Below are 23523 nucleotides of genomic sequence, written 5' to 3'. Positions count from 1 at the left end.
ATTCTAATTTTTAATTGTTAAGTTTGAATAAAATTCTTCCGTATTTAAGTGTAGTTCTTCCAATTCTTTCTCTGTAAAATCTTTACTAATGCTATCAACAAGCATATCTTTTGCTTCTTGTATCATTTCAAACATTTTTGCAGTTCTGTTGTCTATCGCTTTTTGCGTTTTCAATTCCTTTACCTTTCGTTTGTAGTCATCAAAATTCTCATCAACTGCTCTTACAATATTATAGTTATATTGAATTTTAAAATCCTCTATAAAATGTTTTTGGTTTGGGACGACAACAAGGTTGGTATTATTAGCCATTTCCCAATTATACAATACATCTTGATATCTACTTTTTATAGTTCTTAAATTTTTAGAGTTTTCAATTATATGTTTACTTTCATTTATTATTTGAGCATATCTATCTAAAGCATTTAATTTTGTTGTGGTGTTTTCAGTAATAAATCTATCATTTTTATTATTGAGTGAATGACGAGTTTTATTACTGTTGTTATTTGAGCTAGTATTCCCAATACTACTGACTATAATGACAAGTAAGAATATGATAATTGATATTATTATGAGTGCTGCCATACTAATTTATTTCAGGGATAAATGGTCTGTATGAAACTACCTTTCTAAATACAAAGATTTGGATAACCTCCTCTAATAATATTTTATAGTCTTTGTACTTCGGATTATAAGACCTACACATAATATATCCTTTTTCTGTGTTATGTTCTATTATTTGTTTAAATACCGTACCTGACCTAGAAACAATAACAAATAAGTTGTTTCTTATTGGTAATTTTTCGCCATTGGATAATATACATTCTTTAATTAGAATTTCGGTTCCGTGTGGTATCGAAATACTAGAGCCGTCGTCCATAGAATCGCCGTAAACTCCAACAACTAAATATTTCCCACTATCAAATTCTTTTGGGACAAGCCTTCTCTTGGTTTCTGGAAGATATGCAGGGTTATCACCACCTCCTAGGATACCTGCTGAAGTTCCTAAGTCTGCATACTCCACCATCATATAGTTATCATAAGGTACAGCTTTCACTTCGTCGCCTTTTATCGGGCTTTCTTCCAGGGATTTTAGCATTTCGCCTTTGCCTGTTATGAACCACTCTCTATTTAACTGCGGAAAAGTCTCTACCATTTTATCAACAATACCTTCTGTCAGATACCTCTCATCTCCATTTAATGCAGCTGAAAAATTAGAGCGTGTATATCCTATCTTCTCAGCTAAAAGTGTTTGCGTTGTAAATTCTGTCGTTTTTTTTAGATAGTTATAAACAGTATTTAATCTCTCCTTTAAATCGTTTTTAATACTTTTTTGTATTGTTTTTTTCATATCTTTGTAGTATAAAATTCATTTTATGAAAAAATTCCTTAATTATTTCAAAAGAAAATATCACAAAAAACTTTTTGTTACCATTTATCTTAAATATCTTGATAAGCTTACTGACCCAAGTAATGCGTTTACTCAAACTACATTAGATTGGGAACGCTTAAAAAAGGTATTAGATGATTGATATTGAAGAAAGAGGTATATGTTTTCCCTCTCTGTTTATATAAGGGAAAACGGCTGTAATACTAAATCTGATATTAGTAGTTGATTGCAGATTTTTTGCATTTTCGGTTTGTCCTCCTATGCCAATCTTTGGTAAAAATACACCTATTCCTAATTTATTTGCTTCTTTATCTATTTCTGTTAGACCTATCTCAAATTCCACTTTTGTTGCAGGGTAGTATTTTCCATCTACATTAAACTTTTCTTCATTAGAAAGAGGGATATCGAGCATTGGGTTTATAAGCCCATTACTCTTTAGGCACTCTTCTTGAGCCTCTTTTACTCCATTATTTATTTGTACAAGTGTTTCTTTTATAAAATCCTTTAATTCCATATTGAATTTTTAAATATTGATTTTCAATCAATTAAATAATTTAATACAAAAATGTATCATTACTGTTTTTGTGCAATACAATTTTGTATTATATTTGCATAACAGTTTTGAGTTCAAAAATAAAAATAAAATATGAAACTAAAGAGAGAAATAAAAGAAATGTTATTAAGGCAACCTAAATATTTAGGGAATCTTATAGCAGGACTTAACAAGCCAGACACCACCGTGAAGCGTTGGTTAAGGGAAGATTACAAAGATTTAAGACTTCCTGAAAATGTGAAAATTCTAGAAGAAGTAACAGGGTTGTCAAGAGAAGAAATCTTTGAAGAAGACAAACAATCTATAACACTATAACTTTTAAAAACCAAACCAAAATGACCAATATAGCTATTCTAGCAAAACCAAACATCAATACTTCCAAAAGCGGAAAAGAGGGTTTAGGTAAAATGATTTATAAAACCCTGCAAGAGTGCGATAATATCCATACGGCGGACGACCTTATGCTCGTAGCCTATGCGAAGAAAGTCCCAAACTATGACCAAATAGAAAAGTTGTATCACTCAAAATTTTCAAAAAAATGAAAATTCCTCAATACATTCTTGAAAAGCCACTACTCACGATGACAGGCTCTGAGGTATTAGAACTATTTTCAATAATAGTTGAGCAAGAAACTACAACACACGATTTTACAGGAGAGCATCTAGTACACGGATTAGACGGATTAGCCAAACTGTTAGGTTGCGGAAGAACCAAAGCCCAACAGATAAAGAACTCTGGAGTAATAGATGAGGCGATGGTACAGGACGGGAGAAAGCTCGTTTTTGATGGTCCTAAAACTTTAGAATTACTTAAAAAACAGAATAAGATATGACAACCACCACCTACAACACGGCGATAGAATTTCTAAAACAGGAAAAAAAAGAAATAAACATTTGTATTAGTGATTATGTTGAGGATAGCGAAATGTATGGCTATAACTCAATAAAATTCACAAACCATTTTTTCAAGATAGAAGGGCATTTTGTGGATTGGGACGAGTTTTATTTTGGACTAAACATAAGATGTGGGGTTGATATTGTCGCTATACATAGAAAAGCCACCCTGGAGGAGCCAGAAGAAAAAGAACTTAACATTAAGGATACTAGAATAGAGGTAGAGGTTTTATGGTGTGAAAAATGGGACGATGAAGCCGATGAGCATCGGGAATATAGATTGTCCAAAAACGAAAAAATAGAAATAGAAGACTATTTAACAAATAACATAATTATAAAAGACTATTAAAATGAATATCTACCAAAAATTACTGCAAATCCAAGCCAAAGTAAATGGTTTAGGTAAAGATGCTTCCTCTGGAAGTGGAAGCTATGGTTATCAGTATGTATCTGGAGCTAAAGTATTAGAGTTTGTAAGACCATTGATGAATGAACTTGGTCTAATACTTAAGCAAGAGATTTTGAGCATAGAAAATGAAAGACAAGACTATTCTGTTACGGCTAAAAAAATGGTTGAAAATGAAAAAGGTATTAAAGAACAGATTGAATACCCTAAACCAAAATCCGAAATCTTATCCAAGGTAATGATGAAGTTCACTTGGATAGATACGGAAACGGGCGAAAAAGACGAAAATCTTTTTGGTGCTAACGGTCAGAATGATTGGGAAAAGGGTTTAGGTTCTGCACTCACATACGCAGAGAGATACTTTCTTTTGAAGTTTTTCCACATACCAACGGACGAGGACGATATAGATAATGACCTTAGAAAGAAGATTGATGAAGATAAACCAACGCCATCTAAAAAGGCTTCAACCATCCAAAACAACAATAAAAAAGTGGACGAGTGGCTAAGTGATGAAAGTTATAACAAGGCTTTGGTCGCTACTAAAGAACAGATTCAAAATGTACTCAAAAAGTATAGCGGTGCTCCTTACAAGGACGGAAAAGTCTATGCAATGAAAAAAGAGTACAGAACAGCCCTTGAAGCATTACTAAAATAAATATAAAAAATCAAAGAATAATGGGAGCAACCAAAGCAATGGCGATTGAAATCGCCGAACAAGAAGTTAACGAGGTAAAACATATTTCAGAAGTGATAGAGGAAGCGGAACTATCGCCAAGGGATTTAATAATACAAGGGCTTATCAATAGGGACTTGCCAATGTCTTACTCCAAATTAAAACATTTGGATAGCCCTGTAAATTTTATCAATAATTTATTAAAACCAAAAGAGAAAAACGCATCAATGACTTTTGGTAGTCTTGTGGACTGCTTGGTACTTGAAGAACATAAATTTGAAAAGCGTTTTGATATAGTATCAGATGAACCGACAACGGACATTCAAAAGGCGTTTGTGAAAAATTTTTGCGAAAAAACGAACCCATTGGATACATTTGAGGGACGGGTGGAAGAGGCTTTTTCACAATCTTACAAACGAGGCTCTGCAAGTAGTTTAGAACATCTATTTCCTTACTTAAAAGCCTTAGAAAGTGGTAAAGAGGTAGTAAGTAAAGAAGTTTACGAAAAGGCACTAAAGATAGCCGACAATTTAAAGAGGTCTGATGAGGTTCTTTTTGAACTTGAACAGTGTGAGGAGTTTCAGAAATTCATTGAATTTGAATTAGGAGGGTGGCAATTTAGAGGAATATTGGATACTTACGCTCCTACTTTATTTCACGATATGAAATTTACCTCAGATTGCAATCCAGACAACTTTGCAAGAAGTATAGAGAAGTATGGATATGATGTACAATTTGGATTGTACAGCATAGGCTTAGAAATCTTAGGCTTAGCGGAAAATCCAAAATTCAAATACATATTATTCGACGATAAATTCAACTACTCAATTGCAGAGGTGGGCGAAGATTATCTATCCTATGGAAGAAGAAAGGTAGAACACTACCTCAAAAGGCTAGATAAAATGGTAGATGATAGAGGGTTTTACAAGTCTTTTGATTATTTCAAGAGTAAAAACATTATCCATAAACCACGCTGGATTACTGGATTTGATGAAACTATATTCTAATGAAGTTGTATGTACAAAAACAACTGAATGGCTCTTTAGTTCCCTGCCATAACTCTGATTGGGAAAAAGCAAAAAAGCTGAAACCAAACAATGAGTATTTAGTTGAAATTAAGCAGCCGAGAAACATAAAATTTCATAGAAAGTTTTTTGCTCTTATCAATATGTTATTTGATAATCAGGAGCAATATAAGAACATTGAGCGGCTGCGAAAAGATTTAATCATTGAGGCGGGGTATTATGATGAATGGGTGGACCTTAATGGAGAGATAAAAAGGGAAGCAAAGAGTATCAGTTTTGCCAAAATGAGTGAAATGGAATTTAGCGAATTATACAGCCGAGTGGTTGATGTAATCGTCCAGTATTTCCACTTTGATAAGCAAGATATTATAGATAATGTAGAACAGTATTTTTAATAATAAAAACCAAAGCAATGAGTAAAACATCATTCATATTACATCTGGATGCATTATCAGTATTAGATGAGTTGGATGACAAGCAAGCGGGAAAATTATTCAAGACAATCAAGGAGTATCAGATGCGTGTAGCTGAAAGATGCGAGCAAGATGCTGATTCAGGATTTGATTTTGTGGTTGAAGATTTTGTTACCAGAATTGCTTTTGCACCATTCAAGGCTCAATTTATAAGAGATAATGAAAAGTATGAAGAAACAAGCTCTACTCGTTCAGAAGCAGGAAGAATTGGCAACCTAAAACGATGGAATAAAGATTTATATGAAGATGTCGTAAATGGAAAAATGTCTTTGCAAAAGGCGGAAGTTATCGCAAAACATCGCAAAACATCGCAAGGCGATAATTCTATCGCAAACATCGCTTATAAAGATAGTGTAAGTGATAGTGATAAAGATAGTGTAAGTGATAAAGTAGAAAAAGAAAAAACGCCCCCACCTTTTGAAAATGTTTTTAAATTCTTAGAAACTAAATATGCTATTAGGTATGAAAGAGAATTTTTAATTCGCTATTCACAGCGAGTTGGTAATCTTGAAAAGTTCAAACAAGACTTTAATGATACTATTGTGATAGAAGGTTTAGAGTGGGAGCCTAATAAGCTGTTTGCAAGGCTTGGAAAGTATGCTCGTAATTGGATAGAAAATAAAGACAGATATGCAAAAAAGGAGGAGCCGTTACATAAACTAAAAAGAAATGAACTATAAAAATATTACTAGCAAAGGAATAATACCACCCAATTCCATAGATATTGAAAGATTGATACTAGGAGCTTGTCTAATAAGCGAAACAGGAAAAGAAAGGGTACTAAGCATTTTTAAAGACAAATGGGAAATGTTTTATGACCCTAGGCACATAGAGATTTACAAGTCTATGTGCGAACTTAACTCCAATAACGAGCCAATAGACTTAGCGACAGTAATAGAAAACTTGAAAAAACGAGGCAAATTAAACAATGCGGGAGGAGATGGGTACATCATAGATTTGACAATAGGTATAAGTTCTGCTGCACATATAGAGCATTATTGCTTGTTGGTTTCTGAAAAGTTTTTCCTTAGAAAAATGATTGAGGTTTCAACCAAAATAACAGAGAAAGCCTACAAGGACGACGGAAGTACATTTGATTTGTTAAATGATTTCTCTTTTGAAATAGGAAAAATATACGATTATATTGCTGGGCAAAAAGCGATTAAGTCGTCAAAAGACTTGCATTTAGAACTTATAGAAAATCAAAAAAAGGGAATGGCGAGAGGGGTTCCTATTCCTTTCCGAAAAATGGATAATCATTTTTACGGTTGGCAACCTACCGATTTAATAATCATAGGAGCAAGACCTGGAATGGGAAAGTCCGCTTACGCTATGGAATTAGCAAGGTGTGCATCTAAAAACAAGGTGCCTACGCTGATATTTTCGCTAGAAATGGCTAACATACAGCTACATACAAGACTAGTAGCTAATGAGCTAGAAATAGATTCAAATAGTCTAAGAAAACACAATTTAAGTGATAGTGAATGGAGTAAAATTTACGACAGTAGCGAAATTGAACAGATGCCTCTCTACTATGAAGATAGTGTTTTTGATTTAAACGGAATTATAAGCAAAGCTAGAGTGGCTAAAAAGGAGCTTGGTATAAAGTTTATAATCATTGACTATTTGCAACTCATAGAAGCTAAAGGAAAATCCGAAGGTAACGAGAAAGTTAGCTTTATATCAAGAAAGTTGAAAATGTTAGCAAAGGAATTAAATGTCCCAGTAGTTGTTTTATCACAACTATCTAGGTCAGTAGAAACTCGCCCAAACAAACGCCCTAAACTTTCTGACTTGAGAGATTCAGGAGCAATAGAGCAAGATGCTGATGTTATTCAGTTTATCTATCGTCCTGAATATTACGGAATAGAAATTTGGGATGTAGAATGGAGTGGAATAAGTGATTTACCAACCGAAGGCGAAGCTGAAATAATAACCGCAAAACACAGACACGTAGGGACTAGCGAAACTAGGCTTAAATGGATACCCAAGTATCAAAAGTTTAAAGATATTGATGAGGGTACATTTGAACAAAAAGCACCATTGCCAACAATGGATTTAGAAGATGCTTTTTGATGAGATGATAAAACCTTCAACAGCTTTTAGTGATGATGAATATGACGACTTCCCATTTTGAGAATAATCTTAAGGACCAAGTGTATAACATTATCGTTGAAAAGCATAGGAAATCGGGAGGGCATAATGGAGTGTATGGTGTAGATTTAACTATTAAAATAGCGAAAAGCTGGACGGAAGTGAGAAAGGCTTTAATTGAGCTATACAAAGAAAATAAAATACAGGTCCATGAGGGGTCAAGAGGGAAACTATTTTTTCTAAAAACTAACAATTTAAACTATAAAAAATGAAGAAATTTAATTTTGAAACATTTTTACAACAAATGGGATATGAAAAAAATGTTGTAAAAAATGAAAAAGGAGGAGTATATGCTACTACATTCCAAAAAGAAGTAGAGCCAATGAATTGGAACTCGATAACAATTCATAGTAATAGAAAACTTACAGCGTGTCCTCCAACAGGAGTTCTAACCCATATTGATGCCGAAATCCCAAAATCAAAAAGGGAAGCTGGAGCTATTTTAAAAGCAATAGAAAAAATATAGTCAAAATTGTATCTATTGGATACATATTTTGTAAATTTGTTTAACCTAAAATTATTAAAAATGTTTAATGCAACAGTAGCAGGAAATCTTACTGGAGAAGCTACCTCTAGAGAAGTAAGCACCGCAAAAGGTGCGATATATGCGATACGATTTACTATCGCTATTAACGAGAAGTACGGCGACAAAGAAAATGCCACTTTTCTCCCTTGCACTTACTGGTCTAAGTCAAATAAGATAGCCGAACACCTAACGAAAGGTAAGGCGGTTATTGCCCATATAGACTGGTATTCTAACAACGAAAAAGAGGGAAAGTATTACCAAGAGTTTAGAGTGAAGAAGATAAATTTTCAGCGAGGAGAAAAAGCTGTTGTTACCTCATCGCCAAATACTAATGCTTCGTCAGAACCATCAGGCAGTTATGACCCTTTTGAAGATGATGACGACGATTTACCATTTTAAAAAACTACACAATGAAATACGACAACCTATTCAACCAAGACTTTTACCCTACTCCTAGAGAGGTTTTAGACCTTATGGAGTTAGATATTGATAATAAAGTGATATTGGAACCGTCTGCAGGAAAAGGTAATATTATAGATTATCTGAAAGAGTATGGAGCTAAGGAGGTTCTTTTCTGTGAAATCAACAAGGATTTAGCAGAAATATGCAAGACTAAAGCCAACCAAGTAGGCACAGACTTTTTGGAATTAAAACCAGAAGCTATTGCAGGAGTAGAAGCTATCATAATGAATCCACCGTTTAGTGCGTTCAGAAAGCATTTTTTACACGCTTGGAATATTGCTCCTGATGGTTGCGAGATTGTTAGCCTATGTAATTACTCCAGTATAGACGGTAGTGGGTCTTTCATAAGGGAAAAAGAAGAGATTTATGATATCATTGAGGCTTATGGCTACAAGTCTGATTTGGGCAATGTTTTCAGCAATGCAGAAAGACAAACCGATGTGAGTATCGGGTTAATCAAAGTCTATAAGCCAATTACAAGCGAGAGCCTAAATTTTAATGATTATTTCGACAATGCAGGGGGATTTGATATTGACAATACAGAGGAGGGTATTACCAAATACAGCGAGATTGATAGCCTTGTCAACTCTTACAAAGGAATAGCTAAATATTCAGAAAAGCTATTTGAAGATGCCGAACTATTTATGCAAATGGCTAAATCCTGCGAGGTCTATGTTTCGGTCAAAATAGGCGTTGAACTCAAAGAAAACAAACTAAACAGACAGCTATTTCTAAAGGAGGTTCAAGTGCAACTTTGGAATAAAGTCTTTAAACTTTTCAATATCGAAAAATATGTTACTAGTTCTGTTGCGAAAGATTTGGAAGCGTGGGTGAGATACAAGAGCCAAACGCCTTTTACCAAAAGAAACATCTTTAAAATGATAGAGGTCATCTATGGTACTAAAGACCATAATTTCAAACGCTCGTTAGTTGAAGCTATTGACAAATACACACGCCACACGAAAGAGAATAGATTCGCAGTTGAGGGGTGGGCTACCAACGCAGGGCATTTGTTAAATAAAAAATTCATAGTTCCGTGTATGTGTAATACATCTTGGCATAAGGGCAATCATTTAAAAGTTGAAAGCTCAATATATATGGACAACCTTAACGATTTACTAAAAGTCTTGTGTGCGTTAGAGGGGAAAAACTATGATAAAATAGAAAGGCTCAACGCTTGGGAAGATTTTGAAAGAGGTGTTTGGCACGAAATGGAGTTTTTCAGATACAAAGGCTTTAAAAAAGGTACGATACACTTTGAATTTAAAGACAAAAATGTTTGGGAGAGGCTCAATAGAGCCTATGCTAAAGCAAAAGGAAATGTGTTACCAGAAAAAATTTAATAGATGATACAGAACTATCTAAAAATCAAAACTCCCACCCTAAGAGAATTAAGAGCTAGGGAAAAAGAAGCAATACGCGAAAAGCTAGAAGAACTACAGTATATGAAACAACTTTATGGAGAACATAAAAAGAAAGTATTAGAGAGATACAAGGAGCTTAGAGAAAAAATAATACACACAGATAATCAAATAGAAAAATTAAAACAAGAGTTATGCAAAAACAAACATTTATAGAAGCCATTGAGGCTATTGAGAATCAGGATAAATACGACAATGAAGTAGCCGAAGCTTTGAACAAAGCTTTCCCTGATAATTTTAAAACTAACTTAAAACCCAATAACCTATTTTTATATAAAGCATTAGTAATGGTTTTAAACGAAGCAATGAATGATGTTAAGGTTAAGTATGGTATGACTCACATAGAGTGGTATGTATGGGCAACAAGTTTAGGTAAACATAAAGCCCATTTCATGAAAAAATACCCAATTGGTGTTAAAATTAAAAATGCAGCAGAACTTTACGATTTTTTAAAAAACAATAAACAATGATAGAAATAGGAGAAAATTTAAAAGAAACAATAATTGCTTTAATTGTTTGTATAGTTAGTGCTATAATATTTTATTTAACAATTAGAGATAACAAAAAATAGGATTATGAAATCGAAAGAATTATTAGCGTTTGCAAGTATATTGATACCACTTAATGCAAATATAGGAACACCAACACGCAAAACTAACATCAAGAAAAAAGATAAATCCAAAATATTGCCTAACGGATTAAAGGAGTTTAATATTGATGGGTATAAGATTTATGCAATCAACCTAAAAAATGCATTGAGAAAAACTAAGAAAATTAAACAAACTAAAGATAAATAAAATGGAAATATTAAACAAAATCAAAGAAATATGCGATGGGATAGAATACTCAAGAGATGTCCCAGAAGAAGCTAAAAAGTTAGCTAAAGAAAACAATATTATCATTATTGTAGGAGGCTCTGACGACCTTATGTATTGTTATGGTGCGGATTGTTACCTAACAGAATATATAGAACATAATTATGGTTGGGACGGTGATACATTGCAAGGTATAGAAGATGATGAGTTGGAATTTGAAGCATCACAACTAGGTCTTATGATTTGGTGGTGTGGGGAAATTTTAGATGCAGGTCTAAAAAAAGAGGGCTACAGTGTAGACGAAAGCGGTGCATTTAGTTATTCAGTAAAAGAGGGAATAGACTTTAGAGAGTTTAAAGTTTTAGACGATGAAGATGTCTATTGTACAGGGATTATAATTAAACTCCCAGATGATTTCAAATCAGCAAATTAAAAAGAAATGGCAAAAAAGAAATTCACATTAGAACTAACAGAACAAGAGCTATTAGATATAGTAGACTTGTATTTAGCTGCGGTGGCTATGATTGGCAGTGCTGAACCATTAAATGATGGAGGTGAAGAGCCAGATAAAGTGATTACGAAATAGATAAAAAGATTTAAAAGAATGTTGGCTAGAAATAAACTAAAAATAAGTTACGCTGAAAAATGACAACGAATAATTGGAAAAAAACAGAAGAAGAATTACCAAACGAAAATGAAACCGTTTGGATAACTAATGGAAAAGACTGGGTAGCACTAGGCTGTTTAGTCTATCTTGAATACGGTTATTTGTGGGGAATTTCCAATAACGAAATATACTCAAAAGACGGTAAGATAATGACAGAGGTAGATTTAGAAGAGGGTTTAGATGTCAAGTTTTGGCATTCGGTGCCAGATATGCCTAAAATTTAATAGATGAGAACAAAATAAAAATTATGAGCAGATATAACCTATTTTCAGGTAACAAAACAATCACTGAAACAGTTGCAAAAGCATTAGGCTTTCAGATAGACAAGGACACTCATTTTGGTTGGTTTACAAAGGATATATATTTCCAAAGTTATTTTTATTTAAGCAAAAGATTTGGCTTCCCGATAGAGGTTGATGATTATAAAAGAGTAACGATATGGGAGTTTGCTGTCAAGGATTTTAGAATAACTGTAAATTTAGATTCATCTAAAGTAATATTTATGATATTTGGAAAATATCAAGAATCAGCAATAGTAAAACACACCCCCTATAACGTTAAATTTTGGAGGGAGATTAGTAAAAAAATAGCCGAATATTTACCTTTTCACAAAGAGGAGGGTTGGAGTGATTTTCAAATAAATAAATATCGTGAGTTATTAAGTGATTTTAGACAAGAAAATAAAATTCCTAAAGAAGTTTCCGAAAAAGAAATTTGGGATAAATATGGCATTGCTTTTTATGAAAAACTAATAGAATACAACAACAACCTTGTAGGTGTTTCTTATGAAGATTATGAAAAATATGGTGATTATATGAACTCGTATAGAAGACGAGCATTAAGAACACTAGAGCAGTTTCTGCACAATATGCTAACTCCTATTTGGATAAGAGATGTCCCTTTAAACATTAAAGGCTTTATGACCGATAGCGAGGCTTTTTATTATACAAAAAGATACGACAACAACATTGCAATAAAACTCATAAATGAAGTATAATACAAGTATTATGAATATACAAGAGAAATTAAAACAAGCAATCGAACAGTATACTGTAACTGCCAAAAACCAAAAGTTACTAGAAGACCGTTTCGGAAAAGAAAACTTAAAAAATTATCCATTTAGAACTATAACAATAGCTCTAGGCACATCATCTTCTCACGGGACAGAATATTTTAAGTTAAATCTAGATACATTCAAAAATGAGCAATATTGTTCAGTAGGGAGTTATGGAGAAGTAACAATAAGCGATGCTTTAATAGAAAAGATAGAAAAAGAAATGTTTAAACTTTTAGAAGTTACAGATAATGACAACTAAAGATAAACTAAAAATAATAACAGACAACATACGACAAAAACTTCCAAGACTAATGGAGTTGGAGGAAGGGTGTTTGGTTAAAATAAAATTTAACGACTATGCTGATTATATAGCAAAAGTAATAGAAATAACAGGAGGAAACCAAATAGCTGATACAGGAGATTATGATGATTTTTATGTTATTTTAAACTCTAATTTTTTAGGTTATGAAAAAAGGTATACCGATGACGAAGATATAGAAATCATCGGCAAAGAACCAATGCTGACCGATGTGTTGGAGTGGGTTAAAATTACCGAAAAATATTTATACTCTTTTCTTGTTTTAACTGTTGATTTTTATGGTTCAATATGTAATATTTACCACGATTCGGAACATCTTAGTAGTATAATAGGTTATAATAAAAATATTAAATGGGACTTATCCAAACCTTACCTCAAAGACCAATCCAATGAGGTAATAGATTTTTTATACAATTTAATAGAAAATGAGAAAACTCCCTAACGATATTAGCCGATGTGCTAACAAAGAGTGTCCCTTAAAAGAACAATGCCTAAGATGGCTAGACAATGGGAACGGAATAGTCCCACTATCAATGTTTGAATTTAAAGACGGAAAATGTAAACATTTAATTAGAAAATAATGAGTGCAAACAAACCAATGGAAATTGAAATAAAAAGGCTCAACAAAAGACTTGAAAAATTACAAAAGCAAAAGATAGATGTTATCAATAGTGCAGAGGAATTGCGTTTCAGTTATCTAGGAGGTCATTTACTTGGAATGATAGAAGGTTCAATTATTGAAATTGAAAAACAGATAAAATTTCTAAAGAAACTAATAAAGTTAAAAGAGTTGTAATTATGGCTAAAATTTTTCACATAGGACAAAAACCTTTTGACAAAGAGCTTATTTGGACATTTCCTATTCAAAGTGAAGTATTTAGAATAGTTGGTAACATATACGAAAATCCAAAAATTTTAGAATAAATGAAAACGAAAGTAATAATAATCGTCCTACTCCTAGCAGGAGCATTTCTATTCTTTTTCAGAATAGAACAACAGCCATACAAATACACCGTGGTTGATAAGGTTGTAGGTGGAAGAGACACCCCTGTGTATTACATATCAGAAAAGATGAGGTAACGGGGGAAATAGACCAAAAGCAGGTAGATGTAGAAGACTACGCTACTCTGAAAATGGGAAAAACTTATATATCAGAAAAATTAGTAATAAGATTAAGATAAAAAGACTATGAAAAAAGTAATTTTCAAATACAGCTTACAAGTAGAGGACGAACAAATCATTTCAATGCAGAAAGGAGCAGAAATATTGACTGTGCAGGAACAACATGGTAAGCCCTGTTTATGGGCTTTAGCAAACCCAGAAGCCGAAAAAGAAGAGGTTAAACTTGTAATGGTTGGAACGGGGCATATATTTAACACCAAAAACCTTAAATATATAGGCACTTGTCAGCTTATAAACCGTCTTTTTCCAGTTCATATTTTTGTAGAAGAAAACTTATAAGATAATTATTATTGAGGTATGAAAACAAAACTAACACTAACACAGCTTGCTAAAATTGTAAATGCAGAAATGCAAATTACAATGAAAGAGCTAAAATCAAAATCAAGAGAACAAAACAAAGTTTTCTCAAGAATGTTGTTTGCTAAAATAGCATATAAGAATTTGGGGATACCTCAAACTGAAATATCTAAATTTTTGAACACGGAACAGCCGACAATTTCTCATTATTTAAAAAGTGTAGAGAATGATTTAATAATCATTAGACACCTATCTATGAAATACAACAATATTTTGCTCAAGCTAACTAAAAATAAGAGTACGCAAAATAAATATTCTTTATTTCCAAAGCTGTGTTTTTCCGAATTGGGTGTTGAGCCAACAGAGGAATTTAAGTTCCACCCCAGTAGGAGATGGAGATTTGATTTTGCTTTTGTAGAAGAAAAATTAGCGATTGAGGTTGAAGGAGGGGTATGGACAGGTGGAAGGCATACAAGAGGAGCTGGTTTTTTGAAAGATATGGAGAAATATAACGAAGCTACAAGGCTCGGTTGGAAGTTGTTGCGAACTACACCGAACCAACTTGAAACCAAACGGTTTATAGATTTGGTAGGAAGTATTTTAGGTAAAAAAAACACCTAAATCTGTATCTATTAGATACAATTTTTACTATATTTGCAGTAGATTTTTTTAATTAAAAAAGAGAAACAATGAAAAAGAGAATTATTCTATTATTTGGTTTGTTGGGTATTTTTTGCCTTACCAGTTGCTATGATTTTAATAGAGAACAGCAACAAAAAGATGCAGAGAGTAATGGTAAAGCTATTTTACTTGAAGCTGAAAGTTCTAAAAAAGCAATGATAGAAGAGGCAAAGGCTAAAAGTGAGAGTTCAATTTTAGCATCACAGGCAAGATTGAAAGTTGCAGAAAATGATGCGTTAGCAACTATAAAAAAGGCAGAAGCAGAGGCACAATCTATTGAAGCAATAGGTAAAGCAATAAATGGCAATCCTGAATATATAAAGTATTTACAAATTCAGTCTATAAAAGGAAATAAAGGGGATAAATACTTCATACCGACAGAGGCTAATGTACCAATCTTAATTAAATAAAAAAATGAAGTTCACTCTTTATCTTTTGGTAGGGGTCCCTATATTGGTTGTTTTCTATCTTTTCATATTCAGAATTATAAAAGAGTTTTTTAATAGAAAAAGATAGAACAAAAGAAGTGGTGGCGGAATTGGTAGACGCTAATCAGAGGTGCGATGGCACTACCGAGTATTGTTAGACGTATCAAGAAAGGGATAAACTCGTGCAGGTTCGAGTCCTGCCCACTTCACAAGACAGGTGCATAGGCGTTTTGAGCGAGTCTATAAAACGGTTATAAACGCAGGTGTTTTGTAAATCATTTTCAACCTTAACAGAAAAAGTAGTGCTCGTGAGGGCGGAGCTAACAGCCCTCTTTAGATATTTCAGAGCTTGGTGGCTTTGTTTTGGTTTCCCCGGCTGGCTGTAATAGTCGGTTGGGGTTTTTTAAAATTTAACAAAAAGAATAGAGTACAAATACAGAGTAATTACGATTAGATTTTAGAGGGTAAGAAGATGAACAATCCAAAGACAAGACAACAATGGATATTAGACTTGCTGAAAAGCGAGCCTACTTTGTCTTATGTGGATTGCTGGGGTAAATATGGGGTAAAATGGGGTAAAAAAGAAAACACCTTTATAAAAGACTGGAAAAAAGCAACAGAGGAGTTTCAGGCATACCAAAAGAAAATTAGCGACAAGGTAATAGAAGAAACAGCGAGCATAGAGATAGAGGAAAGAAAGAAAGCTATTTCTACAAAAATTGACAGGTTAGCAGGGTTAGAGAAGCAAATAAAAAGACTAGAGGATTTCCTTGCTAAAGGTAAGACATTAGCGTATACTTTTAGCCAAGGTGTATACATCTCGCAAGAGCGAGGTCTGACCGCTTTAGAGGTTTCCAAGATAGAAAGCACCATAAAAGATATAAGAGCCGAAATATCCAAGATAGAGGGCGATTACGCACCAAATAAATTTGAGGCAGATATAAACACAACAATAAAGAACCCCGAGCAGGTATTAAAAAACTTATCGGAGAAACAAAGGGAATCCTTATTGAAATTAGCAGAAGAGTTAGACCAAGACGATGAATAACACAAACAAAATAGAAAAGATAGCACCATTAGCATATCTCGTTCAGGCGGACGAGTGCAAAAAGTCTTTTTTCTATTTTGTAAAGTTATTTTGGAAAGAAATTATCCCAGAGATACCCGTTTGGAATTGGCATATCCCTTACTTGTGTGATGAATTGCAAAAGGTTGCTCAAAATGTTTTTGATAGAAAACCGAAGCTACACGACCTGTTGATAAATATTCCACCTGGAACTACAAAATCAACCATTGTAACAATTATGTGGCCCGCTTGGTTATGGGCAGTAGATCCAACTATCAGAATTATCTCTAATTCTTATGCAGCAGATATAGCGACAGAACACGCTATTAAAAGCAGAGATATTATTAACTCAAAGAAATATCAAAAACTATTTCCTTATGTTGCAATACGAAAAGATAAGAGCGGAAAGCAGGCTTACGATAATACGCAGAATGGCGCAAGATACACTACTTCTACCGGTGGTGCTATTACGGGTAAACACGCCCATATCATCATTAACGATGACCCACAAAATCCAAAACAAGCAGAAAGCGAAGCTCATAGAAAACAAGCGGAAGACCACACTAAAACCTTATCGTCAAGGAAGGTCAACAAAGTGGTTTCGGTAACCGTTACCGTAATGCAAAGGCTTCACGAAAAAGATGTTTCAGGCTATTTGTTGGGGAAAAAGGGAGAGAGTATTAAACATATCAAGCTCCCTGCGGAAATAACGGAAAAAACGAAGCCTATTCCTCCCGAATTAGAGGATAACTACAAAGATGGATTGTTAGACCCTGTCCGATTAGACAGAAAAGCGTTAGATGAGGCGAAAGTTGATTTAGGAACAAGAGGATATAATGGGCAGTTTTTGGAAAAACCAACATCGGAAGATGGCGACATTGTCAAGAAAGAATGGTTTACAATTATTAGTAGAGATGAGTTCTATAAAATGAAATCCAAACAACGGACTACCATTCATTTTTTTATGGATACCGCTTATACGGATAAATCGGAGAATGACCCAACGGGCATACACGCATCGTGCAAGATTGGTAATAACATTTACATAACTGACAGGCGAAAGGTGCGTAAAGAATTTCCTGAGTTGATAAAGTTTGTCCCCGATTATGTGAAATCACAGGGTTATGACGCTTATTCAACCATTAGAATAGAACCCAAAGCATCTGGGAAGTCGGTGGTTCAAACGCTTAAAACATTTACAAAATTGAATGTAGCTGAAATTCCTGCACCGACCGATGATAAAAAGACCAGATTACACGCCGCTTCTCCTACAGTAGAGAGTGGGCGAGTGTTTTTGGTAGAGGGGGCTTGGAACGAAGAGTTTTTAGAAGAAGTATGTGGCTTTCCAAACGCTTCACACGATGAAGATGTCGATTTACTCGGTTATCAAATAAGTTACCACTTGAACAACAATAATGCCCAAGAGGTTCAAAATATTTTATGGTAAAGAAAACTAATACAAAATGAAAATATCAGAATTTACGAAAACAGAAGACCTGCAAGAACAGGTAAAAGCACTCACTACAGAGCGAGAGGGTAGAGCCGATATAAAAGAATTAAAGGAAGAGTGGGAGGTGTCTCAACATAAAGTGATGAAGACGGAATACTTATCCGATAAACAGATTAAAGACAAAGAAGGTCAAGTTACGGGGATTAAAAAAGTTAATCGTATCTCCGCTCCTTTTCAAAAGAAGATAGTTAATACAGCGGTCGTGTTTGGATTTGGTAATGAGGTGGAATTGGTTAAAAGCCACTTTAAAGAAAACTCGGACGAGGAAAAGGTATTTAATGCTGTTAAGAAGATATTAGATGACAACAAAACCGCTACATTCAACAGAAAAGTAGCAAGAGAATGTTACAGAGCTACAGAAGTGGCCGAAGTTTGGTATTATGAAAAAACAGAAACTCACGAGGAATATGGCTTTCCGTGTGAGTACAAAATCCGAGTAAAATTGCTAACGCCTTGGAATGGAGAAAATCTCTATCCGCATTTTGATAGATACGATAAATTGAGGGCTTTTGCAAGAGCTTTTTCTGTTGGAAAACAAGAGTATTTAGATGTATATACTTCATCTGAATATCAACGATACAAAAAGACCAACGGTATTTGGGAAAAAGACCAAATTACAGATGGTAATAATGAAATTCCTGTTTACTTGGATTTAAGCCAAACTATTGGCAAAATCCCCGTTATTTATGCAAGTCAGGAGAATGCAGAATGGAGAGATGTCCAATCGGATATTGAGCGTTTGGAATTGTTGTTTTCTCGCCACGCAGAGATAAACGATTATCACGCTGCACCCAAAATTTTTATTGAGGGAGAGCTAATGTCTACACCACAAGCAGGAGAAGCAAATGGCGTAATACAAGGCTCTATTGGGACTAAAGCGCACATCTTATCTTGGGACCATTCTCCAGAAAGTATAAAATTAGAAATATCCACCCGTTTATCTAATATTTTCAAGTTCACTCAAACACCAGATGTGTCTTTTGAAAGTGTTAAGGCACTAAACCAAATTAGTGGAGTAATGCTAAAGATGTTATTTATGGATGCTCATTTAAAGGTATTGGAGAAAGAGGAAATTTGGGACGAATATTATGAAAGACGATTTAACTTGCTCAAAACCTATGTGGGAAAATTGCTCGATCCAAGTTTAGAAAAAGCGTCTAATAACCTAAGTATTAAGCCTAAATTCAACCCTTATATGATTGATGACTTGAAATCTAAAATTGAGATGTTGATGACAGCGAACGGAAATAAGCCTATTGTTTCTCACCAAGGCTCGGTTATGTTAGGCAATTTGGCAGAAGATATTCAGGAAGAATGGAAAATCATAAAGACAGAAATCGAAGAGGAAAAACAGAAAGATATATTTCAATCTATAACACTATAACTATGGAAAAACTAATGAAAATCAATCCAGATTCAGAGAATGAAATCCACGACATTGCAGGGTTTCAAGACCCTAATTTTAATGTTGTAACTCCGATTATGAAGTTACCTGCAGAAGTGGCAAAGGTGGTGGTTTCAGAATTTCAACAAATTGTTAGAAATGCGTCTGTATCAGAACAAGCTAATACACCAGATGAAGACGGCATCGTTCGTTATCAAACCTTTGAAGAGGGCGAGGTATATATGGCAGAAAAGCCTTTTGAGGAGTATTTCGCCGATAGGTACATTATGGACTTTTTTAATGTAGAGGAGCGAGGTATTTGTTCGCGTATGCACATTCATACTGGATTAAGGTTTGTCCGTATGATGACTGGTCCAGGTACTCAAATCAGAGTAGGTTCATTGGCGCCGTTTGAAATCACAAATATAAAAGGAGTAACGCCTTTTCAACCAGAAGTGTTTGAGGATATCTTACCTGACACCCCAGAGGGAGTAGAGAAAATAAGATATAACCTTATCGTTCCTGAAAATTCTTTTGTGGATATGCAAATTCCAAGAGGAGTATCCCATCAGTTTAATGCTATTGGAGAATATGCCGCAATAGATTCTGTGCATCCAGAGGAAAGCATTGAGACTTTTAGGGAAAAGATGAGTGGATTTAAAATGATGGCTCAAACAATTTTCCTAACAGAAGATAGACCAGAGTTAGAAAGTTGTGCACTTAAAAAGTAGTAATGTGGCAAAGTTAGTATTAGGGAAAAAGCAAAATTCTAAAAACGAAGATTTCGTAAAAGTTTGGAATAACATAGAAGATTATGTTTCTAAGGCTGAAATTACAGCTTTGATAGACGAAACGGTGTTAGATATTCAGAATAAGACGAAAGGTAAAAAAAACGGCTTATTCTTGGTCTGGAGGCAAAGATTCTATCGCTTTGCAAATCGTTTGTGAATTAGCGGGAATTGAGAACTGTATTTTAGCTGTGTCTTCTCCTATTGAATATCCAGCATTTACGGGGTGGGTAAGTAAAAACAAGCCCAAAGGGCTTACTGTTTTTGATGCCAACATTGGTTTGAACTATGTGGCAGAAAATCCAGAAATGCTTTTCCCTAATTCTACTAATGCAGCGAAATGGTTTAGGAAAATCCAACACCGAGGGCAAAAAGAATATTTCAAGGAAAATGATTTGGATATTATTATTCTAGGGAGAAGATTACAAGATGGAAATTATGTAGGTAGAGGAACCAATATTTATACTAATCAAGAGGGGATTACACGATTTTCTCCACTTTATCAATGGAAACACGAGCATATTTTAGCTGCAATACATTATTTCAAAAACAGGAATATCCCTCCAATTTATGACACTCCCAATGGTTGGGTTGTTGGTACGGGTGTATGGCCAGCGAGGCAATTTGCAAAAGATGAAGCTACCGCGTGGCAGGAATTGTATTTAATTGATAGAAATATTGTTTTAGAGGGAACCAAATATTTTAAAGGCGCTAGAGATTGCATAAATAGAAATGAGTAAACTGCACGATGACTTATTTGACAGGCTGCACTTTAATCGTGTGGAGCAATATGTAAAAGAAATTGCCAAAATATACTATGCCTTGATACAAAAAGTGTCAAGGCTTTCATCGTTGAATAAAGTGGATAAGACGAAGCCCTTTCATTTGAAAGATTATCCCGCACTACAAAAGCAAATAGACCAACTTTTTGAAAAGTTTGCTAAAAACATTGAGGTCACAATACAAAATAATTCTTCTAAAGAATGGTTATTAGCAGAGAGAAAACAAAAGCAATTAGTAGATGAAATAGCTAAAAGAACCAATCTAAATAAAACACTAATAAACAAATACAACCGTCCTAATATGGAAGCTCTTTTAGCCTTTCAAAATAGAAAAACGGACGGTTTACGCCTTTCCGATAGAATTTGGAACTATACCAATCAATTCAAAAACGAAATTGAGTTAGGATTAGATATTGGTTTGGGGGAAGGTAAATCGGCATCGGAATTATCAAGGGATTTAAGAAGTTACTTAAAAGAACCAGACCGCTTATACAGAAAAGTAAGGGATAAGCACGGACAATTGGTGCTTTCTCAAAGAGCCAAAGAATACCACCCTGGACAAGGCGTGTACCGTTCAAGTTATAAAAACGCAATGCGTTTGACGAGGACAGAGAATAATATGGCATACCACGAAGCTAACTATCTAAAATATCAAGAGTTTGATTTTGTGATTGGCATTGAGATTAGGCTATCAAATAATCCTAATCATTGTCCATTCTGTGCAAGTATGGCGGGGAAATATCCGAAGCATTTTAAGTTTTGGGGTTGGCATCCGCAATGCCGTTGTACTACTATACCGATACTTAAGTCATTTGCAGAAATACAGGCAGACAACGAAAGAATATTAGAAGGCAAAGAACCATTGAGGAGTGCCAATGAGATTACTAAATTACACGAGCCACTACAAAAATGGGTAAAAGATAATAAGCATAAGATAGATACTGTGAGGGTTCAGCCTTATTGGATGCAACAGAATAGAGGGTATTTGTTTGGAGAGTATAATTTGCTAAGAGACAAAATAGGCAAGCACAATCAGTTGGCTGTAAAGAAAGTTAGTACAAACATTATCTTTTCAGATGTTACAGGTGGATTGGCTACAATGGGTCTTAAAGGAATTAGCCAAGCCGTCAATTATTACAATAAACTTGAAGTAAATGCCGAAAAGGTATCCATATTGAAAGCCATTACTCAAATGAAAGAGTTTGAAGTCGTTAGGCACTTATCAAATGCTGATAATAAAATTTATGGGTTCAATATCAAGCAATTTGATGAACTTTTGAAGGCTCACGAAATGCCTAAGAATATAACCATTGCTAAAAAATTGCTCCAAAATGGGTACGATGTATATTTACTTCCCAATGTATCTGGGGTTAAAAGTGCAGATTTCATAGGAGTTAAAGGTAACAAATATTATTATCTTGAAGGTAAAACTATCAATGGGAAAAGCACCATAAAACAGAGGTTGATAGAAGCAAGTACACAGTCCGATAGAGCGATATTGGATATTGTAGGAACAAAAGATACAAATGAGATATATGGAAATATTAAGTGGTTCTTTGAAAATAATGATAATGTGAAAGAGATAATTATGTTTAAAGGTAGTCGTTTAATTTCTTTAACTCGACGACATTTAGGAAGTAAAATTTCAAAAAAGAATTTTATAAAACAATGGGAACAAAAAAAATAAGAGGTTCTATGAAATAGCCCCTCTTAATAAATATACTAACCGTAGTGGTATATTTTCACGAACTTAATCGGATTCTGACCGAGATTTTCAGGGCATTACTGCCTTTATGTCCACCTCCCCGTCAATGCAAATATACGAAATTTCTAATTCTCTTTACTTTTTCTTATCAACCTTTCTTTTTTGATAAGGCAAAATTTGGTTCTGTGCTCATCTCCAATATTCAACTTAAGGTTGTATAATGTAGATGCTGCAACTCCAACTTGTTCTGTAGTAAAACAGCTAAATATAGCAGATATACTACCGAAATAATAATCTTTCTTACCGTTTACAGATTCAAAAAAGCTGATATGGTATATCTTTGTTTCATTCATACCGCAAAGGTAAGAACTATTTACAAAACTATTTCAAAATAGATAGCCAGTTGTATAATTCGTAAGCTATTTTTCTGTTTACTTCTATTGTACTGATGTACTTTAGATTATAATATTGATTAGAGGATATGCCTGATAGTTTGTCCTCCATTAACGAATTTAAAATAACTTGTCTTCTTTCAAGTAAATATTTTTCTATGATAGAACTATCCGCAACAGATATATAGTTTAAAGTCCTTTCATACTCACCAATTAAGACCTGTGTTTTTAAAAGGTCTTCTGAATAAACATCAAAATAACCATAAAAATTAGATAAAAGTTTGGCTTTTAACTCTGATTCTTTACTCTTTAAGTCAGATATTCGCTGACTAATGTTTTTAATTAGCTTTTCCGCTTTACTCATTGCTTTTCTTTTACGAGTTATTTATATGCAAAAATAGTTAATATATTTGTTATTTCAACCTTAAATGTTAAATAGTTCAATATATAAATTCATAAATAACTATAAATCAGATT

Annotated in this window: 40 protein-coding genes, 1 tRNA gene and 2 pseudogenes; 38 read left to right on the top strand and 5 right to left on the bottom strand. The window is 34.0% G+C overall.

Annotation, left to right across the window (positions count from 1 at the left end; genetic code table 11):
* Positions 1-3: 3 nt before the first annotated feature.
* Positions 4-582: a hypothetical protein gene (locus D1003_RS06100; protein ID WP_153936140.1), complete on the bottom strand. Its 579-nt coding sequence runs from the start codon at positions 580-582 to the stop codon at positions 4-6.
* A 1-nt stretch (position 583) separates the two neighbouring features.
* A complete protein-coding gene (locus D1003_RS11390; RefSeq protein WP_221410921.1) occupies positions 584-1348 on the bottom strand; it encodes a S24 family peptidase in 765 nt (254 codons plus the stop codon).
* Positions 1349-1373: 25 nt separating this feature from the next.
* Between D1003_RS11390 and D1003_RS06090 the strand changes: the two genes are divergently transcribed.
* Positions 1374-1529, top strand: coding sequence for a hypothetical protein (locus D1003_RS06090; protein WP_153936139.1), 156 nt, complete (start codon positions 1374-1376; stop codon positions 1527-1529).
* Here D1003_RS06090 and D1003_RS06085 read toward each other — a convergent pair.
* Positions 1518-1901 (bottom strand): hypothetical protein, encoded by a 384-nt coding sequence (locus D1003_RS06085; RefSeq protein WP_064969691.1) that lies wholly within the window; start codon positions 1899-1901, stop codon positions 1518-1520. The genes D1003_RS06090 and D1003_RS06085 overlap by 12 nt on opposite strands.
* A gap of 132 nt (positions 1902-2033) precedes the next feature.
* Between D1003_RS06085 and D1003_RS06080 the strand changes: the two genes are divergently transcribed.
* The 37 genes and pseudogenes from D1003_RS06080 to D1003_RS05915 all read left to right on the top strand — a co-directional run bounded on the left by D1003_RS06080 (position 2034) and on the right by D1003_RS05915 (position 22636).
* Positions 2034-2255: a hypothetical protein gene (locus tag D1003_RS06080; RefSeq protein WP_153936138.1), complete on the top strand. Its 222-nt coding sequence runs from the start codon at positions 2034-2036 to the stop codon at positions 2253-2255.
* A 20-nt stretch (positions 2256-2275) separates the two neighbouring features.
* Entirely contained in the window at positions 2276-2482 is a 207-nt protein-coding gene (locus tag D1003_RS06075; RefSeq protein ID WP_153936137.1) for a hypothetical protein, read from the top strand.
* On the top strand, positions 2479-2772 hold the full coding sequence (locus D1003_RS06070) for a DUF3853 family protein (RefSeq protein WP_153936136.1): 294 nt from the start codon (positions 2479-2481) through the stop codon (positions 2770-2772). Before D1003_RS06075 ends, D1003_RS06070 begins: the two co-directional genes overlap by 4 nt.
* Positions 2769-3182, top strand: coding sequence for a hypothetical protein (locus D1003_RS06065; protein ID WP_153936135.1), 414 nt, complete (start codon positions 2769-2771; stop codon positions 3180-3182). The genes D1003_RS06070 and D1003_RS06065 overlap by 4 nt, the downstream gene beginning before the upstream one ends.
* Before the next feature lies 1 nt (position 3183).
* Entirely contained in the window at positions 3184-3894 is a 711-nt protein-coding gene (locus D1003_RS06060; protein WP_153936134.1) for an ERF family protein, read from the top strand.
* Positions 3895-3914: 20 nt separating this feature from the next.
* The gene (locus D1003_RS06055; RefSeq protein WP_153936133.1) at positions 3915-4919 is read left to right on the top strand and encodes a PD-(D/E)XK nuclease-like domain-containing protein; all 1005 of its coding nucleotides are present in this window, start codon (positions 3915-3917) and stop codon (positions 4917-4919) included.
* Complete coding sequence (locus tag D1003_RS06050; RefSeq protein ID WP_153936132.1) at positions 4919-5332, top strand: DUF1367 family protein; 414 nt, start codon at positions 4919-4921, stop codon at positions 5330-5332. Before D1003_RS06055 ends, D1003_RS06050 begins: the two co-directional genes overlap by 1 nt.
* A 17-nt stretch (positions 5333-5349) precedes the next feature.
* The gene (locus D1003_RS06045; RefSeq protein ID WP_153936131.1) at positions 5350-6090 is read left to right on the top strand and encodes a DUF6291 domain-containing protein; all 741 of its coding nucleotides are present in this window, start codon (positions 5350-5352) and stop codon (positions 6088-6090) included.
* Positions 6080-7486, top strand: coding sequence for a replicative DNA helicase (gene dnaB, locus D1003_RS06040; protein ID WP_153936130.1), 1407 nt, complete (start codon positions 6080-6082; stop codon positions 7484-7486). Before D1003_RS06045 ends, dnaB begins: the two co-directional genes overlap by 11 nt.
* Before the next feature lie 32 nt (positions 7487-7518).
* Positions 7519-7776 (top strand): hypothetical protein, encoded by a 258-nt coding sequence (locus D1003_RS06035; protein WP_153936129.1) that lies wholly within the window; start codon positions 7519-7521, stop codon positions 7774-7776.
* Positions 7773-8030 (top strand): hypothetical protein, encoded by a 258-nt coding sequence (locus tag D1003_RS06030; RefSeq protein ID WP_153936128.1) that lies wholly within the window; start codon positions 7773-7775, stop codon positions 8028-8030. Before D1003_RS06035 ends, D1003_RS06030 begins: the two co-directional genes overlap by 4 nt.
* Before the next feature lie 60 nt (positions 8031-8090).
* The gene (locus D1003_RS06025) at positions 8091-8489 is read left to right on the top strand and encodes a single-stranded DNA-binding protein (RefSeq protein ID WP_153936127.1); all 399 of its coding nucleotides are present in this window, start codon (positions 8091-8093) and stop codon (positions 8487-8489) included.
* An 11-nt stretch (positions 8490-8500) separates the two neighbouring features.
* Positions 8501-8782, top strand: a pseudogene (locus D1003_RS11230) (class I SAM-dependent methyltransferase); the annotation flags it as partial.
* The gene (locus D1003_RS11385; protein ID WP_311709872.1) at positions 8777-9895 is read left to right on the top strand and encodes a DUF4942 domain-containing protein; all 1119 of its coding nucleotides are present in this window, start codon (positions 8777-8779) and stop codon (positions 9893-9895) included. The pseudogene D1003_RS11230 and the gene D1003_RS11385, both read left to right, overlap by 6 nt.
* A gap of 3 nt (positions 9896-9898) precedes the next feature.
* Positions 9899-10129, top strand: coding sequence for a hypothetical protein (locus tag D1003_RS06015; RefSeq protein ID WP_153936125.1), 231 nt, complete (start codon positions 9899-9901; stop codon positions 10127-10129).
* Positions 10108-10443, top strand: a complete 336-nt coding sequence (locus D1003_RS06010) for a hypothetical protein (RefSeq protein ID WP_153936124.1) — start codon at positions 10108-10110, stop codon at positions 10441-10443. The genes D1003_RS06015 and D1003_RS06010 overlap by 22 nt, the downstream gene beginning before the upstream one ends.
* Positions 10444-10548: 105 nt before the next feature.
* Complete coding sequence (locus D1003_RS06005; RefSeq protein ID WP_153936123.1) at positions 10549-10770, top strand: hypothetical protein; 222 nt, start codon at positions 10549-10551, stop codon at positions 10768-10770.
* A 1-nt stretch (position 10771) separates the two neighbouring features.
* On the top strand, positions 10772-11221 hold the full coding sequence (locus tag D1003_RS06000; RefSeq protein WP_153936122.1) for a hypothetical protein: 450 nt from the start codon (positions 10772-10774) through the stop codon (positions 11219-11221).
* Positions 11222-11227: 6 nt separating this feature from the next.
* Entirely contained in the window at positions 11228-11374 is a 147-nt protein-coding gene (locus D1003_RS05995; RefSeq protein WP_153936121.1) for a hypothetical protein, read from the top strand.
* 59 nt (positions 11375-11433) lie between these two features.
* On the top strand, positions 11434-11679 hold the full coding sequence (locus D1003_RS05990) for a hypothetical protein (RefSeq protein ID WP_153936120.1): 246 nt from the start codon (positions 11434-11436) through the stop codon (positions 11677-11679).
* A gap of 23 nt (positions 11680-11702) precedes the next feature.
* Positions 11703-12452 (top strand): hypothetical protein, encoded by a 750-nt coding sequence (locus D1003_RS05985; protein WP_153936119.1) that lies wholly within the window; start codon positions 11703-11705, stop codon positions 12450-12452.
* Positions 12442-12771, top strand: a complete 330-nt coding sequence (locus D1003_RS05980; protein WP_079206589.1) for a hypothetical protein — start codon at positions 12442-12444, stop codon at positions 12769-12771. The genes D1003_RS05985 and D1003_RS05980 overlap by 11 nt, the downstream gene beginning before the upstream one ends.
* A complete protein-coding gene (locus D1003_RS05975) occupies positions 12761-13273 on the top strand; it encodes a hypothetical protein (protein ID WP_153936118.1) in 513 nt (170 codons plus the stop codon). Before D1003_RS05980 ends, D1003_RS05975 begins: the two co-directional genes overlap by 11 nt.
* A 138-nt stretch (positions 13274-13411) precedes the next feature.
* Positions 13412-13627, top strand: coding sequence for a hypothetical protein (locus tag D1003_RS05970; RefSeq protein ID WP_153936117.1), 216 nt, complete (start codon positions 13412-13414; stop codon positions 13625-13627).
* Positions 13628-13629: 2 nt separating this feature from the next.
* Positions 13630-13755 (top strand): hypothetical protein, encoded by a 126-nt coding sequence (locus tag D1003_RS11220; RefSeq protein WP_260393342.1) that lies wholly within the window; start codon positions 13630-13632, stop codon positions 13753-13755.
* Positions 13756-14012: pseudogene (locus D1003_RS05965) on the top strand (hypothetical protein).
* A gap of 7 nt (positions 14013-14019) precedes the next feature.
* The gene (locus tag D1003_RS05960; protein WP_153936116.1) at positions 14020-14292 is read left to right on the top strand and encodes a hypothetical protein; all 273 of its coding nucleotides are present in this window, start codon (positions 14020-14022) and stop codon (positions 14290-14292) included.
* An 18-nt stretch (positions 14293-14310) separates the two neighbouring features.
* Positions 14311-14931: a hypothetical protein gene (locus tag D1003_RS11085; RefSeq protein WP_153936115.1), complete on the top strand. Its 621-nt coding sequence runs from the start codon at positions 14311-14313 to the stop codon at positions 14929-14931.
* Between the two features lie 68 nt (positions 14932-14999).
* Positions 15000-15401, top strand: coding sequence for a hypothetical protein (locus tag D1003_RS05950; RefSeq protein WP_153936114.1), 402 nt, complete (start codon positions 15000-15002; stop codon positions 15399-15401).
* 113 nt (positions 15402-15514) lie between these two features.
* Positions 15515-15628 (top strand) — tRNA-OTHER (locus tag D1003_RS05945).
* Between the two features lie 263 nt (positions 15629-15891).
* Positions 15892-16467 (top strand): hypothetical protein, encoded by a 576-nt coding sequence (locus tag D1003_RS05940; protein ID WP_153936113.1) that lies wholly within the window; start codon positions 15892-15894, stop codon positions 16465-16467.
* A complete protein-coding gene (gene terL / locus D1003_RS05935) occupies positions 16460-17932 on the top strand; it encodes a phage terminase large subunit (RefSeq protein WP_153936112.1) in 1473 nt (490 codons plus the stop codon). The genes D1003_RS05940 and terL overlap by 8 nt, the downstream gene beginning before the upstream one ends.
* A 16-nt stretch (positions 17933-17948) precedes the next feature.
* Positions 17949-19379 carry a phage portal protein gene (locus tag D1003_RS05930; RefSeq protein WP_153936111.1) on the top strand — a complete coding sequence of 477 codons (1431 nt, stop codon included), beginning with the start codon at positions 17949-17951 and terminating at the stop codon, positions 19377-19379.
* 2 nt (positions 19380-19381) lie between these two features.
* Positions 19382-20110 (top strand): hypothetical protein, encoded by a 729-nt coding sequence (locus D1003_RS05925; protein WP_260393341.1) that lies wholly within the window; start codon positions 19382-19384, stop codon positions 20108-20110.
* 4 nt (positions 20111-20114) lie between these two features.
* Positions 20115-20327 (top strand): hypothetical protein, encoded by a 213-nt coding sequence (locus D1003_RS11080; RefSeq protein ID WP_221410920.1) that lies wholly within the window; start codon positions 20115-20117, stop codon positions 20325-20327.
* Entirely contained in the window at positions 20311-20907 is a 597-nt protein-coding gene (locus tag D1003_RS05920) for a hypothetical protein (protein WP_221410919.1), read from the top strand. Before D1003_RS11080 ends, D1003_RS05920 begins: the two co-directional genes overlap by 17 nt.
* Positions 20900-22636, top strand: a complete 1737-nt coding sequence (locus D1003_RS05915) for a hypothetical protein (RefSeq protein WP_153936109.1) — start codon at positions 20900-20902, stop codon at positions 22634-22636. The genes D1003_RS05920 and D1003_RS05915 overlap by 8 nt, the downstream gene beginning before the upstream one ends.
* Positions 22637-22779: 143 nt before the next feature.
* Here the strand turns inward: D1003_RS05915 and D1003_RS05910 are convergent, their stop codons facing one another.
* Both D1003_RS05910 and D1003_RS05905 read right to left on the bottom strand, forming a co-directional pair.
* Positions 22780-23007 carry a hypothetical protein gene (locus tag D1003_RS05910; RefSeq protein ID WP_079206568.1) on the bottom strand — a complete coding sequence of 76 codons (228 nt, stop codon included), beginning with the start codon at positions 23005-23007 and terminating at the stop codon, positions 22780-22782.
* 28 nt (positions 23008-23035) lie between these two features.
* Positions 23036-23410 (bottom strand): hypothetical protein, encoded by a 375-nt coding sequence (locus D1003_RS05905; protein WP_079206566.1) that lies wholly within the window; start codon positions 23408-23410, stop codon positions 23036-23038.
* Positions 23411-23523: the final 113 nt, after the last annotated feature.

It is taken from the genome of Riemerella anatipestifer (assembly GCF_009663465.1).
In the GTDB taxonomy this organism is placed as follows: Bacteria; Bacteroidota; Bacteroidia; order Flavobacteriales; family Weeksellaceae; genus Riemerella; species Riemerella anatipestifer_C.
The sequence above is the reverse complement of the archived record's forward strand: the minus strand, read 5'-3'. Positions and strand labels throughout refer to the sequence as shown.

Bases quoted from the DNA above. Each gene is read 5' to 3' on its own strand.
- D1003_RS06100 (WP_153936140.1), bottom strand. From the start codon at position 582: ATGGCAGCACTCATAATAATATCAATTATCATATTCTTACTTGTCATT.
- D1003_RS11390 (WP_221410921.1), bottom strand. From the start codon at position 1,348: ATGAAAAAAACAATACAAAAAAGTATTAAAAACGATTTAAAGGAGAGA.
- D1003_RS06090 (WP_153936139.1), top strand. From the start codon at position 1,374: ATGAAAAAATTCCTTAATTATTTCAAAAGAAAATATCACAAAAAACTT.
- D1003_RS06085 (WP_064969691.1), bottom strand. From the start codon at position 1,901: ATGGAATTAAAGGATTTTATAAAAGAAACACTTGTACAAATAAATAAT.
- D1003_RS06080 (WP_153936138.1), top strand. From the start codon at position 2,034: ATGAAACTAAAGAGAGAAATAAAAGAAATGTTATTAAGGCAACCTAAA.
- D1003_RS06075 (WP_153936137.1), top strand. From the start codon at position 2,276: ATGACCAATATAGCTATTCTAGCAAAACCAAACATCAATACTTCCAAA.
- D1003_RS06070 (WP_153936136.1), top strand. From the start codon at position 2,479: ATGAAAATTCCTCAATACATTCTTGAAAAGCCACTACTCACGATGACA.
- D1003_RS06065 (WP_153936135.1), top strand. From the start codon at position 2,769: ATGACAACCACCACCTACAACACGGCGATAGAATTTCTAAAACAGGAA.
- D1003_RS06060 (WP_153936134.1), top strand. From the start codon at position 3,184: ATGAATATCTACCAAAAATTACTGCAAATCCAAGCCAAAGTAAATGGT.
- D1003_RS06055 (WP_153936133.1), top strand. From the start codon at position 3,915: ATGGGAGCAACCAAAGCAATGGCGATTGAAATCGCCGAACAAGAAGTT.
- D1003_RS06050 (WP_153936132.1), top strand. From the start codon at position 4,919: ATGAAGTTGTATGTACAAAAACAACTGAATGGCTCTTTAGTTCCCTGC.
- D1003_RS06045 (WP_153936131.1), top strand. From the start codon at position 5,350: ATGAGTAAAACATCATTCATATTACATCTGGATGCATTATCAGTATTA.
- dnaB (WP_153936130.1), top strand. From the start codon at position 6,080: ATGAACTATAAAAATATTACTAGCAAAGGAATAATACCACCCAATTCC.
- D1003_RS06035 (WP_153936129.1), top strand. From the start codon at position 7,519: ATGATGAATATGACGACTTCCCATTTTGAGAATAATCTTAAGGACCAA.
- D1003_RS06030 (WP_153936128.1), top strand. From the start codon at position 7,773: ATGAAGAAATTTAATTTTGAAACATTTTTACAACAAATGGGATATGAA.
- D1003_RS06025 (WP_153936127.1), top strand. From the start codon at position 8,091: ATGTTTAATGCAACAGTAGCAGGAAATCTTACTGGAGAAGCTACCTCT.
- D1003_RS11385 (WP_311709872.1), top strand. From the start codon at position 8,777: ATGAATCCACCGTTTAGTGCGTTCAGAAAGCATTTTTTACACGCTTGG.
- D1003_RS06015 (WP_153936125.1), top strand. From the start codon at position 9,899: ATGATACAGAACTATCTAAAAATCAAAACTCCCACCCTAAGAGAATTA.
- D1003_RS06010 (WP_153936124.1), top strand. From the start codon at position 10,108: ATGCAAAAACAAACATTTATAGAAGCCATTGAGGCTATTGAGAATCAG.
- D1003_RS06005 (WP_153936123.1), top strand. From the start codon at position 10,549: ATGAAATCGAAAGAATTATTAGCGTTTGCAAGTATATTGATACCACTT.
- D1003_RS06000 (WP_153936122.1), top strand. From the start codon at position 10,772: ATGGAAATATTAAACAAAATCAAAGAAATATGCGATGGGATAGAATAC.
- D1003_RS05995 (WP_153936121.1), top strand. From the start codon at position 11,228: ATGGCAAAAAAGAAATTCACATTAGAACTAACAGAACAAGAGCTATTA.
- D1003_RS05990 (WP_153936120.1), top strand. From the start codon at position 11,434: ATGACAACGAATAATTGGAAAAAAACAGAAGAAGAATTACCAAACGAA.
- D1003_RS05985 (WP_153936119.1), top strand. From the start codon at position 11,703: ATGAGCAGATATAACCTATTTTCAGGTAACAAAACAATCACTGAAACA.
- D1003_RS05980 (WP_079206589.1), top strand. From the start codon at position 12,442: ATGAAGTATAATACAAGTATTATGAATATACAAGAGAAATTAAAACAA.
- D1003_RS05975 (WP_153936118.1), top strand. From the start codon at position 12,761: ATGACAACTAAAGATAAACTAAAAATAATAACAGACAACATACGACAA.
- D1003_RS05970 (WP_153936117.1), top strand. From the start codon at position 13,412: ATGAGTGCAAACAAACCAATGGAAATTGAAATAAAAAGGCTCAACAAA.
- D1003_RS11220 (WP_260393342.1), top strand. From the start codon at position 13,630: ATGGCTAAAATTTTTCACATAGGACAAAAACCTTTTGACAAAGAGCTT.
- D1003_RS05960 (WP_153936116.1), top strand. From the start codon at position 14,020: ATGAAAAAAGTAATTTTCAAATACAGCTTACAAGTAGAGGACGAACAA.
- D1003_RS11085 (WP_153936115.1), top strand. From the start codon at position 14,311: ATGAAAACAAAACTAACACTAACACAGCTTGCTAAAATTGTAAATGCA.
- D1003_RS05950 (WP_153936114.1), top strand. From the start codon at position 15,000: ATGAAAAAGAGAATTATTCTATTATTTGGTTTGTTGGGTATTTTTTGC.
- D1003_RS05940 (WP_153936113.1), top strand. From the start codon at position 15,892: ATGAACAATCCAAAGACAAGACAACAATGGATATTAGACTTGCTGAAA.
- terL (WP_153936112.1), top strand. From the start codon at position 16,460: ATGAATAACACAAACAAAATAGAAAAGATAGCACCATTAGCATATCTC.
- D1003_RS05930 (WP_153936111.1), top strand. From the start codon at position 17,949: ATGAAAATATCAGAATTTACGAAAACAGAAGACCTGCAAGAACAGGTA.
- D1003_RS05925 (WP_260393341.1), top strand. From the start codon at position 19,382: ATGGAAAAACTAATGAAAATCAATCCAGATTCAGAGAATGAAATCCAC.
- D1003_RS05915 (WP_153936109.1), top strand. From the start codon at position 20,900: ATGAGTAAACTGCACGATGACTTATTTGACAGGCTGCACTTTAATCGT.
- D1003_RS05910 (WP_079206568.1), bottom strand. From the start codon at position 23,007: ATGAATGAAACAAAGATATACCATATCAGCTTTTTTGAATCTGTAAAC.
- D1003_RS05905 (WP_079206566.1), bottom strand. From the start codon at position 23,410: ATGAGTAAAGCGGAAAAGCTAATTAAAAACATTAGTCAGCGAATATCT.